A 13,010-nucleotide genomic window follows, 5' to 3' on the forward strand; every position below is an offset into this window, starting at 1 on the left:
CTCAAGTTTATGACTGTTATAACCGAGGTGGAATCCCCCAGCCAAAACAGCATCTCAAGGAGCCGCTCTGCACAAAACCAATTACGTATGGAAACGTGACAGGACATGTTTAGAGCAGCTTAGCTTTAACCGAGTACCGAACGCCTTGAAGCCGTCCAGACCCGGAGCCGCCGCCCACATGTCCCTTCATCTAAATCACTATGTCAAAGAGCGATGGAACATCCGAGGATGCTCCACACCCAATGGCGCGCGGCGGATTGCAGAACAATCCGCCTAAAGCCAGAGAGCTTTGATTTTTCCGCGCCAGTCGAAGACCACCGCGAAAGTCTCGGCGACGCATTCGCATCGTGCCGGGAGCGCCGCATTTATGGGTGTCGGCCCCACCCGTCAACCCACCGAATCGAAAAAAGTGACAATGGCGCGACATTTATCGCGGAACGCTACCCAACCCGTCGTCCCAGATGCGCGAACGGGCGCCGCTAGAGCATCTCGAGCGGCCGCGGGGCACGCGGTCCCGGGAATAGTGCGTCGAGCCTGGTCAGTATCTCCACGTCCAGCACGAGATCCGCCGCCGCGCGGTTCTCGCGTACATGCTCGACGCTGCCGGCCTTCGGGATCGCGATCACGCCGGGCCGACGCAATACCCAGGCCAATGCGAGCTGCGACGGCGTCGCATCGATTTCAGACGCGATCGCCGCAAGCGCCGGATTGCCGAGAAGCCGCCCCTGCTCGACCGGGCTGTAGGCCATGGCCGACATGCCGCGCTCGCCAAGCCATGGCAGCAGGTCGTGCTCGGGCCCGCGGCGGGACAGATTGTAGAGGATCTGGTCGGTCGCGCAGGCGCCGCCACCGGCCGCCACGAGCTCCCCCATGTCGTCCGTATCCAGGTTGCTGACGCCCCAGTGGCGGATCTTGCCCTCGCACTGGAGCTTCTCCATCGCCGCCACCGTCTCCGCCAGGGGCACGCTGCCGCGCCAATGGAGCAGGTAGAGATCGAGGCGATCCGTTCGGAGCCGCTTCAGGCTCGCCTCGCATGACCGGGCCAAGCGCTCGCGCGAGGCATTTTGCGGATAGGCCTTGCTGACCAGAAGGATCTGGTCGCGCATGCCTGCGATCGCCTCGCCGATCAGCGTCTCGCTCGCGCCCTGGCCATACATTTCGGCGGTGTCGATCAGCGTCATGCCGAGCTCGATACCAGTTCGGAGTGCGGCGATTTCCTCGGCACGACGCTGGGGGCGATCGCCCATCATCCACGTACCTTGCCCTAGGCAAGGCACACGTTCGCCGCTGGCGAGGTCAATGGTGCGCATATCGTCCTGGTCCCTGGTTTCGGGACATAACGCGTCAAGGGACTGGGCAGCCCCGCGGCAATCCAATCGAAGCGCCATCGGACTTAAAAAGGCCGATCCTATAGAGGCAGGTCATATAGAGCCGGAGCCTCTCTCGACGATATCGGTCGAGGCGGCGGCGTGGGAACGCAAGTCGACGCTATTTCCGGAGATGTCCGGCGAGCGGCCGCATATCCCTGCCGACCGACAAATCGCCCCCGGCTGCCGTGACCCACTCGTTCGGTATCGTCACTCGATCGTCCGTTCGCGCCCGCGACCAGCAGATTCCGGCGGCGAGCGACGCCGCCGGAATCCCTGGACGGGCGCCAAACGTCAGAAGCGGAAGCGCACGCCGAGCGAATAGCTTCGCTCCAGATACAGGATCTGGCGCGCATAGACATCGCCGGTGTCATACGCGCGCTCGCGCTGCAGCGGGTTGCCGAGGACGTTGACGATGTCGAACGCGAGCGTAATGTTCGGCACCGGCGTGACCGAGGTCGAGAAGTCGAGCTGGCCGCGGCCCTTTTCCTTGATCGCATGCGCGATCGGATCGAACGTCTCGAGGGTGTAGCCCGTCACGAACTTCGACCGGTAATTATAGGCCAGACGCGCGGAGAATTGCGGCTTCTCGTACAAGGCGACGAGATTGTACGCCCATTTCGAGACGCCCGGGAATTCTTGCTGCTCGTTGTTGAGCGTCGAGGCGAAGTTCGGCTGAAGGTCACCCTTGGCGTCGATATACGTGCCGTTCGCCTGGAGGCCGAAGCCCTTCATCCACTCGGGCAGTCCATCGATATCGAGGAAGCTGGTGAACGTGACTTCGGCACCCTGCAACCGGGTCTGACCCAGATTCACGGGCCGGTCGATGCGCAAGCCTGGCTGCGAGCGATCCGCCACCGTCGCGAGGAATCCGGCGGCGTCGTGCCGGAAGACCGCCGCGGTGAACGAGCCGGTCCGCGAGAAATAATATTCGAAGCTCGCGTCATAATTGTCCGAAGTGAGCGGCTTCAGATCGGGGTTGCCCGCCGAGCCGCCGCGCCGCCGGCGCTCGATACAGGGCTCGGTCACGTTCGCCGCGTCGAAGCAGGGATCGGCCGGATCGGTGAAGGTTGGCGGCTGGAACAAGGTCGTATTCGGGCGAAGATCGAAGAAGTTCGGCCGGGTGCGCGTTTGCGTATAGGCAAAACGCACCTGCAGCTTGTCGCTGAGCCCGATCCGCGCGCTCGCATTGGGCAGATAGTCGGTATATTCGCTCTCGGCCGAGACCGCCGGGTTGGTGACGGGCACGTTAGGAAGCTCGACGCGCGAGAAGCCATCGATCTTGGTCTTGGTCTTGACCGCACGCAATCCGACCACGCCGTCGATCACTGTCCCGCCCAGATCGAAGCCGTATTTGAGCTGCGCGTAGGCGGCGTAGGATTTCTCGTTGGCACGGAAATTCTCGGACGGATTGAAGGCGGGCTGACCCGCAGGGGCACCGAAGAAGGAACGAAGCTCGGTCAGATTATCGCGGATGCTGTCGCGCGTGACCGTCGCATAGAAGACGTTGGGCTGGACTCTATTGTAAGTGAAGCCGGGCAGGCTGGTTTTCACTTCCGCGCCAGGCAGCGAGGCGAGCGGCACGCCGATCCCCTGGCCGTTGGCGTACACGTTGCCAAGGTCTCGCCCCGCCTTCCGGTCGGCGTAGCGGATGCCGACGTCGATCCGCCTGAGGAAGCCAAGGTCGAGATCGTAGGATAGGTCGGTGCGCGCCTGCCAGTCCTTGCCCGTCACCACCGACCGCTCCTGCCAGAGGCCGCGGGTGGTGAAATTGGCGGGATTGGTGATGTCGTAATTGACGAATGTCTGTGTCGGCCCGCCGTCTCGCGTCGCCTCGAACTGGACATTGCGGACCGGCGAACCCAGCATCGAGTAGTCGACGTTGACATTGTCCGCGGTGTACTGGCTGTCGGTATAGGCCAGGTCGGCCGAGATCCGCAGCCGGTCGCGCGTCCATATGGCGCCGCCGCCAGCCTGATAGGTATCGGTCTTGCCGTTGAACGAGCCGGTCCAGCCATCGGGGTTTGCCGCGTTGGTTACGGTCATGGAAGAGATCTGGTTAGTGCCGGGGAAGGTCGTAATGTTCGACAGCGTGAGCGGGGGTTGATTCTCCGGGTTCGGCAAGGTTGGACCGAAAATCGGGATGAACATCCACCGGTTATAATCTTGCGAGCGGAAACCCTGGTACAGGCCGTCCGCGTAGATTTCCAGCTCGGGGGTTGGCTTCCACTGGAAGGCAGCATTGGCCGACGGACGCCAGCGCTTGCCATAGCCGAGGAAATTGCCCTGCGCATCGGGGAAGCGGAGCCCGGCGGCGTAGCCCGGTGCGTAGTTCGAGATCCTGCCGTTGTCGGGATTGATCTGGTTGGTCCGCGCGATCACCAGCGACTGCTCGCGCGTTGAATCGAGGAAGTCGATCCCGACATAGGAAGCGTTCACCAGCAGGCCCATCTCGCCGATGCCGGTATCCCAACGGTTGCTGATCAGCAGATTGCCATTCGGGGCGCCGCCCTGCGACTGTTCGGAATGCACATAATTGAGCGAGCCGGAAATCTCGAAGCCGTTGAAGTCGAACGGCTTGCGCCCGCGCACATTGACCGCGCCGGCGATGCCGCCTTCGATCTGCGGGGCGAGGCCCGACTTGTACACCTCGAGCGCCGCGACGGTGCCGGCGGGAAAGTCCTGGATCTGGACGTAGCGGCCCTCGGCAGTGAATATCTGGCGGCCGTTATAGGTAGTGGTCAGATCGGGCAGCCCGCGCACGGTTACGCCCGCCGCTTCGCCGCCGCCGCGGGTGACGTTGACGCCGGCGACGCGCTGCAGCGCGGAGGAAGCGAAGGTGTCGGGCAGCTTGCCGATATCCTCGGCGACGATCGCATCGACGATGCCCTCGGACTCGCGCTTGATCCGCTGCGAGGATTCGAGGCTGCGGCGCAGGCCCGTAACGACGATCGCGTCCTCTTGATCTGCCGACGCTTCGACCGGAGTTTGCGCTTCGGGAGACTGGACCGGTGCGGTCGAGGCCTCAGCTTCGGTTGCGGTTTGCGCCAAGGCGCGCGACTGGCTCGTCAAAGCCACGATCGCGACGGTGGCGCACAAGAATGCCTTAGCTCTCATTTGATCTCCCCTGACAGTTTCCGCGTCGGAGCGCGCGGTTCGCCGGCTTGTTAGAGGGTTCCCGAGCCAGTGGCAATGATTTATCTTATAATTGATATTAACCCGCTCTGAGGTTGTTCGGAGCGACCGGCCAGCGGCAGATCGCAGTTATCGAACCACCGCCAACGTGATTGCCGACGCGTGGACGGGTGTGTGGTAGATGGCATGGATCTGCCTCTTATAATCCTTCGGCTTCGCTCGAAAAATGTTCTCCACATAGGTCTGCGGATTGCGGCCGATCAGCGGAAACCAACTGCTCTGGACCTGCACCCCGATCCGGTGGCCTTTCCTGAATACGTGCGACGCAGAATGAAGGTCGATCCGATAGCCCAGGATGGCGTTCGGGGTGATCGCCCTGGGTTTCTCGTAGCTGGTGCGGAATCGACCACGGAACACATCGTTGGCGATCATTCGCTGGCGACCGCGCAACGCGGTCGGCACGCTCGCGTCGGTGGGATAGATGTCGACCAACTTCACTACCCAGTCGGCGTCCGATCCGGTGGTGCTGGCAAAGAGCTTCGCCGCGATATCGCCGGAGATGGTGAGGTCCTCGGCGAGGGCATCGGTTTGCCAGAAGAGCACGTCGTTGCGCCGGGTAAACGGCGCCTGATCGTCGGCGAGCCAGGTGGACCAACTCGATCCTTCGGACATGAACGGCTTGATCAGGCCGCGCTCTCGATATGGGACCGGATCAGCCGGATCGGAGACGAAGCTGTCTGCAGGCGCTTCGCCGCGCGGGGCCGCGTCGAACGACAGCTTGCCGCCGGCGCGAAAGTACAGGCGACGCGTCGCGGTGCCCCGCTTCAGCGGCCAGCCGTCGAGGCGCTGCCAGCGATTGCTGCCGGTCTGGAACACCAGCGCCTCGGGCTGGTTGAGCGTGCCCTCTCCCTTCAGCCAGTATCGAAACCAAGGAAGCTCGACTTCCTTGCGGTACCAGGCGCCGGTCGCGCCTCCCATTTCGTACGGCCCATAGGCGGCGCCCGAGCCGCGCCAGCCGCCATGATTCCAGGGGCCGACGACAAGATAGTTCAAGCCCTTGGTATCGCCTTTTTCCTGCTCCTCGTAGATCGACATGGGGCCATAGAAATCCTCCTGATCATACCATCCGGCGACGATCAGGTTCGGGATCGCGACGCGGGCGCCCATGTTGTTGGTGGTCCGCTGAGCCTTCCAGTAAGAATCATAGGTCGGGTGGTTCACGAAGTTCTGCCAGCTGGGCATGCTGGCGCCCAGATGCTGCCGGTCCAACGTGGCGAGGTCCTGCTGCCGCAGGTACCACGCGAAGGCGTCCTTCTCTCCGCCGAAATCGAACGGCTTCATCGTGCGGCCGTCCGTTTCCAGTGCCGTCACCCAGCTCCAGGCATAATCGAGCCGGAAGGCGCCGTTGTGCAGGAAGTCGTCGCCTATGAACATGTCGTTGGGCGAGGCCTGTGACGAGACTGCTTTCAGCGCCGGGTGCGGAGCGATCGTGGCCATCGCCGCGGTCCAGCCTCCGTAGGAAACGCCGATCACGCCGGCCCTGCCGTTGTTGGCCGGCACGTTCTTCTCCAGCCAATCGATCGAATCATAAGTGTCGGTCGATTCGTCGACGCCGCTCGCACCGGCCTTTCGCGGCCGGAGATTCGTGAAGCTGCCCTCCGAGCCGAGCCGGCCCCGGATATCCTGGAGAACGAAGATGAAGCCGTCGGCCGCCAGCTCCTTGTAGGACGCAGTGAGCAGGCTGCCGACATGCGCCATGCTGAAGCCATAGGGCGAACGACTCATCAGGACGGGCAGAGGGTCGCTGCCGTTCTTGGGCCGCCAGACCTGCACGTGCAGCTTTACGCCATCGCGCATCGGGACCATCAGGTCTTCACCGACATAGTCGCCGATCGTGGCGCCTGGCGGAACCTGATCGGTGAGGTCCGGAGCGGGAGCGACTATCTGCGTGGCTCGCGGGGTGTCGACCGCCGCCGCCGGCCTGCCCGTCGCAAGGGCAAGGATCGCGATCACGAAGGTTCTTGAGCTGCCAACACCAAGTCGCTCGAGCATCTGAACCTTCCCTTCGGATATCCTGCCGTTATGCAATCAGGTGGGCCTAGAGCCGCAAGCAACTCTTGCTCGCGCTAGGGCTCCCCGTTCACTGTTTTTCATAGACGTACCGATCGTTGAATGCCTTGCCCGTCGGATCGGCGGCGCTCCACAGGTAGCGAAATGTCATCTGCCTGCCGTCGTCTGAAATGTTGACCTGTAGCTGAGACAGGACCTGCCCTTTAGCGAGCACGGTCCAGTAAGCGGTGCGACTGTCTGCCTTGACGACCAACAAGGTATCCATGCCGGGACCGGTCTGCGGCGTGGGTTTCCCATACACATAGGGAATGTGCGAAATATGCTTTTCCCCATTTTCCGAAACCATCTCCAGCGTTTCGGTGATTAGAACGCCTTCGGTGCCAGGCGAGAAGACGAACTCCTTACTCTTGACGCCTGGATCCGTGGCTATGACCGACTTGGCCTTGCTGAGGCGCCAGGTACCGAGAAAGGGATCGCCCGCCGCATGCGCAGCGAAGGGCAGCAGCAACGCAAGGACGAGCCCAAAGACCAAAGGTCCGACAATTTTCATCGATAATTTCCCCTGAGGCTGCCAACCCGCGCGTGTGGCCAGAGCGATGACGGTGCGGCTCCTCATTGCCCGTCCTCAACATAGACATACTCATTCTGCTGGCCGTCGTTGATCATCAGCGTGCGCTTGTCGCCCGCTTTGCCGACGAGCGCATCGATGCCGATATTGCCTGGGCCTACCGAGATGATCGACACGGTGCCGTCGGCATTCTTGCGGGTTGCGATCGGACCTTCGACGAAGCCGGCCTTGATCCACTTCTCGCCGCCCTTTTCGCTGACCGTGATCTGGCCCACAGACGGATCGCTGTAATGGCCGGCCAGATTGCCGAGCACCGCAGGATCGCCGGGATAGGTCAGGCGGCTACGGCGCGCCTGCGCCTGCGCCTTGACCCGCGCCGCGGCCGCCGCGACATCGCGCTCCGCTTCGGGCTGGCCATCATAGAGAACTTCGAGCACGCGGCGCAGGACCGGATCCAGCATCTGCGCGGCCGGATCGGAATTCGTCAGGATCACCACGCCGACGCCAGACTCGGGAAGCACATACCAGTTGCTGTGATAGCCCAGCAGCGTTCCGCCATGCGTGACGATCTGGACGCCAGAATCGTAGCGCTGGAACAGCCCCATGCCGTACCAGGCGTCGGGACCGACTTGGACACCCTTCTTGCGGCGCTCGAGAATATTCGCCTCGCTCACCATCCGCTTGCCGTTCGGCAGCAGACCCTTGGCGAGTTCCAGTTGGACATAGTGGACCATGTCCGCGGTGGTCGAGAACGCCGCGCCGGCAGGGCGATAGGGATAGGGCGCATAGTTGAAATCGTTGGTCATCCGCGTCACGCGGCCATCGATGTCGAGACCGTGCGGCGACGCCCAATTGCCGGCCATGCCCTTGGCATAGTCGAAGGTGCTGTCCTTCATGCCCAGGGGCTTGAAGATCTTCTCTTCCATCGCCCGGTCATAGGCAGCCCCGAATTCGGTCTTGGGGTAAAGGATGTGCCCGGCGACATAGCCCGCGGCGGAAGCCATCTGGTTGTTATACTGGAACAGGTCACCGAATTTGCTGGTGGGCATGGTGGCGGCGAGCTGGGTGAAAGTGGCCGAAGCCGGAGCGCCTCTGTCGGCGAGGATGAAACCGTAATCCTTGCGCGGCAGTCCCGTGCAGGCGCAGACCAGATGCTTGACCAGCACGGACTGGGTGACTTCGTCGTTGCCGAGGCGGAACTCGGGATAGAGGTCCACGACCTTCTGGTCCCAGCGCAGCTTGCCTTCGTCGGCCAGCACCGAAAGGAGCAGGGTCGTCATGCCCTTGGTGTTCGACGCGATCATGAACTTGGTGTTCTCGTCCACCTTTTCCGGCGATCCGAGGGCACGCACGCCGAAGCCGCCCTGCCACAAAACCTTGCCGTTATCGATCAGCGCGAAGCCGATACCCGGCACTTCCAGTGCCTGGCGGCTCTTTTCGACGAAGTCGCGGATCAGCTGGACGCGCGCGGGCGTCAGCTCGTGCGCGGTCTTGCCGGCGAAGCTTTCTTGCTGATAGCCCGCGGGGCGCAGGCCCTGCTGCACCACCGAGACCGCCGCAGAACGCTTGGCTGCGGTTCCGGCGGCGCCATCGACGATCAATACCGTCCAGGCGGTGCCGTTACGCAGCGCCAGCGCCGAACGCGTGGCGCGTTCGGTAGGCGGGGTTTCGTAGGCGATGCTCAGGCGCTCGTCCCAGCCATCACCGGGAGGAGCGGCGGTGGCGAGCCGCGGCGCGGGTGCGCTCCCGGTGCGAAAGACCGTCCAGGCTTTTGCCGCGGCATCCTTGCCGTCGGTCGCGGCGCCGACGTCGACCACCACGATGCGCAGATCGTTCTCGGGCGACGCGAAGACAGTTGCGGCACCCTGCTTGCTCGCCGTCCAGTCCTTGGGCTGGACGTACTGGACGCCACTGGCGGTCTTGCCGGGCGTGTCGGCAGCCACGGTCTGGGCATATGCCGCAACGGGAGCGCAGGTGAGCGCGAGTGCGATCAACAGCTTCATGGGGTGTTCTCCTGCGTCAGGGCTGTACCAGATGATAGGTGGTGTGCGGCTGGGAAGAGAAAGAGAGGCGCCAGCGGCCGACCTCACCGTAGAAGCGAAGCCGTTCGTAGGGGCCGCCGGCGCGCGCGCCGGTCACCTGCTCGAACAGCATCGGCCCGACCCGTTCCCAATAGGTCGTGCGGCCGTCGTTGAGGACGGTGACCGCATTGGCGCCGGCGGCGGCGACCTTGAGGTCGCGCTCGGGATCGATGGGCCGTGAATAGTCGCGCCGGTTCCCACGATAGGCGCCGAGCGGAAGCTTCTCGCCTGCCGGTGCGGCAACGCGCGGCATGGGGGTTTGCGGGAAGAGGCGACCGATCAGAGCCTCGGTGAGCTCGGTACGCCCGCCATAGCTGCCCTGGCCGCCGGTCTCCGAGATGAAGAAGCCGAGGCCCGCCTCGGGCGCGAGGATCATGTTCGAATGGAAGTCGCCGGTATTGCCGCCATGACCCACCAGGCGCGGGCCGGCCTCGCGGACCACGAAGAAGCCGTGCGCCATGCCGGGCAGGTCGGGCGCGTTGGCGCGCGAATCGCGCATCAGCAGCTTGACCGATTCGGGCTTGAGGATCCGCGCCTTGCCCAGGGCGCCGCCGTTCAGCATCGCCATCATGAACCGGTTCATGTCCGGCCCGCTGCTCGTCCCCGAGCCGGCGGGCATGATCATGCTGAACAGCTCGAACGGCTTGGCCTCGAACCGGCCTTCCTTGAAGCCGTACCCCGTCGCCATGCGCGGTGCGAGCGCGGCGGGAAGCGGTTCGCGAAAGGTCGAGGAGTGCATGTCGAGCGGCTTGAAGATGTGCCGCTCGACATAATCGGGGAAGGGTTCGCCCGAGACCTGCTCCACGATGTAGCCGGCGAGCGCCGCGCCGTAATTCGAATACGATACCTCGGTCCCGGCCGGCCACAGCCGCTTCGGAATATGGGTCTTCATCCACTCGCGATAGGGCACGAGTTTGTCGACCGACGGGGCGGTGATCCCGGCCACGTCGCTCATGCCTACCGTATGCGAGAACAAGTCGCGCACGCGGATGGGCTTGCCTTCCAGCGGCGGAATTTTGAAATCGAGATAGGTGTTCACATCGGCATCGAGGCTGACGCGGCCCAGCTCCACCTGCTGCAGCAGCGCCGTCCAGGTGAACATCTTGGATACCGAGCCCGGGCGGAACAGCGTTCGCTGCGCGTCTACCGGGACGCCCTTGTCGACATCGGCGAAACCATAGCCCCGCGTGAACAGCACGCGACCGCGATGGACCACGGTAACGACCGCGCCGGCGACTTCGCGCGTCGCGATCTGCTGCGCCATCACGCCGTCGACGAAGTCGGCAAGTCCAGCGATTCGGGTTTGCGGGACAGCATAGGCGGCGGTTCGTGGCGTCTGTGCCACTGCGGCGGACGACAGCGCTGCCGAGCATAGCAGCGAAGCGGCGATCGCGGCGCCGAGAAGGGCCGGAAATCGAGTCATACAGTATCCCCCGCACGATATTGAGTCGAAGATGTCCCCGCGTCCCGCGTGCGAGGCGCCGGATCGGTCATGCGAGGCAGCTGGCCACCAGAGCGTCGAAGGCGGAGCCGCCGCGGATCGGGTCGGCGACAGGCAGTCCGAGCCGCTCGCTTTCCCGCGCCATCAGTTCGGCGGCTTCCGCCGCCCCGAGCGCCGAGGTGTTGAACGCGAAGCCGCCGCAGCGGATCGCGGGATTGGTTCGGCTGCCGAGCGCAATGGTGAGCTCGACGATCCGTTCGACGCTGGTGAGCGGATAACCCGCAGTGCCGAGCATCTCGGTGCGGCCGGGTTCATGGCAGACCACGAAAACGTCGGGCTGGCTACCATGGAGCAGCCCGAGCGACACCGCGGCATAAGAAGGGTGGGTGATGGCACCCTGGCCTTCGATCACGTCCCAGTGATCTTCGGCTGCGTCGGGGGAGAGCAGTTCGGCGGCTCCGGCCTCGAAGTCGGAGACAACGGCGTCCATCGGGATGCCGCCGCCCGCGATCATGATGCCGGTCTGTCCCGTCGCGCGAAAATCCACATCCACGCCCCGCCGCTCGAGTGCGCGGGCCAGCGCCAATGCAGTATATTTCTTGCCGAGCGCGCAATCCGTTCCGACAGTGAGCAGCCGCTTGCCGCTGCGCTTGCGCCCGGTCCCGACCGGGATCCGGGCAGGCGGCACCCTGACATCGATGAGGCGGCGGCCGAACCGTTCCGCGGCGTCCGCGAGTTCCGGAATGTCGGAGAGCCGCATGTGCATGCCGGCAATCAGGTCGAGTCCCGCCTCCAGCGCCTCGATCAGCGAAGCGCGCCAGTGCGGCGGGATCACACCGCCCTGGTTGGCCACTCCGATCACGAGCGCGCGTGCGCCTCGCGCGGCTGCCTCGGACGGGGTGAGCGCCTCCAGCCCGGTGGTAACCGTCGCGCCCGGCAGCCGCAGCTCGCCCACGCATTTTTCCGGCGCCCAGTCCTTGAGCCCGAGCGCAGTCTTGGCGAAGCCCGCGATAGTGGTGTCGCCGAGGAACAGTACATAAGGCTGCGGCAGCGCCAGCGCGCCGAGCGCGTGCTCCATCGGGGCGTTCATCGAACGGCTCGCAAGGTCGAAGGCAGACACAGGTTTTCCATAGTCAGCCACCCCAGGTTGCGGTCAGCAGTCGTTGGAAATTGCCGCCGAGCACGGCGCGGATGTTCGCGTCGGAATATTTGCGGCGGATCAGCTCGTCGGCGAGATCGAACATCTTGAGCGGATGATCGAAGCCATCGACGTCGATCTTCTCGCGAAAGGCGTAGCTGTCCTTGTAGGCGCCGCGCAGCATCTTGTTCATCTCGGGCGAGGTGTCGTCATAGCCGTACAGGTCGGAATCGGTGCCGATCCCGACATGGTCGATGCCGACGAGCTTCACGACATGGTCGATATGGTCGGCATAGTTCACGATCGTCGTGGGATCGGTCTTGCTGACGAAGTTGCGGACGCCCGTGATCCCCATCACGCCGCCCTTGGCGGCGAGCGCCTTGATCGCCTCGTCCGTCTTGACGCGCGGATGTTCGATCAGCGCGCGGCAATTGCTGTGGGTGATTGCAATAGGCTTGGTCGAGATGGCGATCGCGTCGAGCGTGGTCCGATCGCCCGAATGCGAGACATCGACCAGCATGCCGACATCGTTCATCGCCTTGATGATCTCGGCCCCGAAATCGCTGACGCCGCCATCGACTCGGTCCGTCGAGCCCGAGCCGATGCGGTTCTGCGAATTATAGGTGAGTTGGGCGCACCGCTGGCCGATCTCGTAAAAGCTCTTCACGTCGGCGGGACGCAGGAAATGGTCTGCATTCTGCAGGCCCATGATCACTGCGACCCTGCCATTTTTCTTGGCGCGCAGGATGTCCGCGAACTTGTCGACCCCGGTGAAGACATGGCTGTTGCGCGCGACGTAATTACCCCAGATCGCGAAGAAGCTGAGCGCCTGCTCCCTGGCGGTGGGACCGCCGATCCCGATGGCATGGTGGATCGCGGTGATGCCGCTCGCGCGGAAGTCGGCGGCCGCAGTATCGCTGAGGGGTTTCGCGTAGAATTCCGGCTCGAAGTCGATCTTGATGGGCGCGAGCATGTCGATCACCACGGCGCTGCGAACCAGCTCGATCGCGCGCTTCGAATAGCTGCGCCCGGTCGCAGGACTGACCTGAAATCCAGCGCGTGCAACATAGGGAGCGGCAAGAGCAGCACCAGCGCCGCAAAGCGCCTGTCGGCGAGAGATCAGCATCGCGTTCCCCATATTTCTATCTGAGACAATATCGTCCTGATTGGGAACGTCAATGCGCGAATATCTTCCTCGCCGGCTCACCGA

The 13,010-nt window shown here is 63.8% G+C and carries 8 protein-coding genes; all 8 read right to left on the bottom strand.

All coding sequences use genetic code 11. From position 1 onward, the window contains the following. Window positions 1-479: 479 nt before the first annotated feature. Window positions 480-1,310 (bottom strand): aldo/keto reductase, encoded by an 831-nt coding sequence (locus tag E5A73_RS09815; protein WP_135963667.1) that lies wholly within the window; start codon window positions 1,308-1,310, stop codon window positions 480-482. Window positions 1,311-1,661: 351 nt separating this feature from the next. Beyond that, window positions 1,662-4,484 (bottom strand): TonB-dependent receptor, encoded by a 2,823-nt coding sequence (locus E5A73_RS09820; protein WP_135963668.1) that lies wholly within the window; start codon window positions 4,482-4,484, stop codon window positions 1,662-1,664. Window positions 4,485-4,631: 147 nt separating this feature from the next. Continuing rightward, window positions 4,632-6,554 carry a CocE/NonD family hydrolase gene (locus tag E5A73_RS09825; RefSeq protein ID WP_135963669.1) on the bottom strand — a complete coding sequence of 641 codons (1,923 nt, stop codon included), beginning with the start codon at window positions 6,552-6,554 and terminating at the stop codon, window positions 4,632-4,634. An 88-nt stretch (window positions 6,555-6,642) separates the two neighbouring features. Next, entirely contained in the window at window positions 6,643-7,188 is a 546-nt protein-coding gene (locus E5A73_RS09830) for a hypothetical protein (RefSeq protein ID WP_135963670.1), read from the bottom strand. Beyond that, the gene (locus tag E5A73_RS09835) at window positions 7,185-9,143 is read right to left on the bottom strand and encodes a serine hydrolase domain-containing protein (RefSeq protein WP_135963671.1); all 1,959 of its coding nucleotides are present in this window, start codon (window positions 9,141-9,143) and stop codon (window positions 7,185-7,187) included. Before E5A73_RS09835 ends, E5A73_RS09830 begins: the two co-directional genes overlap by 4 nt. A 16-nt stretch (window positions 9,144-9,159) precedes the next feature. After that, window positions 9,160-10,644, bottom strand: a complete 1,485-nt coding sequence (locus tag E5A73_RS09840) for a serine hydrolase domain-containing protein (RefSeq protein ID WP_135963672.1) — start codon at window positions 10,642-10,644, stop codon at window positions 9,160-9,162. A gap of 67 nt (window positions 10,645-10,711) precedes the next feature. Then, window positions 10,712-11,752 (bottom strand): N-acetyltransferase DgcN family protein, encoded by a 1,041-nt coding sequence (locus E5A73_RS09845; RefSeq protein ID WP_135964205.1) that lies wholly within the window; start codon window positions 11,750-11,752, stop codon window positions 10,712-10,714. A 43-nt stretch (window positions 11,753-11,795) separates the two neighbouring features. Continuing rightward, window positions 11,796-12,926 carry a dipeptidase gene (locus E5A73_RS09850; protein WP_240700119.1) on the bottom strand — a complete coding sequence of 377 codons (1,131 nt, stop codon included), beginning with the start codon at window positions 12,924-12,926 and terminating at the stop codon, window positions 11,796-11,798. Window positions 12,927-13,010 lie beyond the last annotated feature (84 nt).

Source organism: Sphingomonas gei (assembly GCF_004792685.1).
Lineage (GTDB): Bacteria > Pseudomonadota > Alphaproteobacteria > Sphingomonadales > Sphingomonadaceae > Sphingomonas > Sphingomonas gei.

Coding starts and splice junctions, on each gene's coding strand:
- E5A73_RS09815 (WP_135963667.1), bottom strand. CDS start 1,310: ATGCGCACCATTGACCTCGCCAGCGGCGAACGTGTGCCTTGCCTAGGG.
- E5A73_RS09820 (WP_135963668.1), bottom strand. CDS start 4,484: ATGAGAGCTAAGGCATTCTTGTGCGCCACCGTCGCGATCGTGGCTTTG.
- E5A73_RS09825 (WP_135963669.1), bottom strand. CDS start 6,554: ATGCTCGAGCGACTTGGTGTTGGCAGCTCAAGAACCTTCGTGATCGCG.
- E5A73_RS09830 (WP_135963670.1), bottom strand. CDS start 7,188: ATGAGGAGCCGCACCGTCATCGCTCTGGCCACACGCGCGGGTTGGCAG.
- E5A73_RS09835 (WP_135963671.1), bottom strand. CDS start 9,143: ATGAAGCTGTTGATCGCACTCGCGCTCACCTGCGCTCCCGTTGCGGCA.
- E5A73_RS09840 (WP_135963672.1), bottom strand. CDS start 10,644: ATGACTCGATTTCCGGCCCTTCTCGGCGCCGCGATCGCCGCTTCGCTG.
- E5A73_RS09845 (WP_135964205.1), bottom strand. CDS start 11,752: ATGAACGCCCCGATGGAGCACGCGCTCGGCGCGCTGGCGCTGCCGCAG.
- E5A73_RS09850 (WP_240700119.1), bottom strand. CDS start 12,926: ATGCTGATCTCTCGCCGACAGGCGCTTTGCGGCGCTGGTGCTGCTCTT.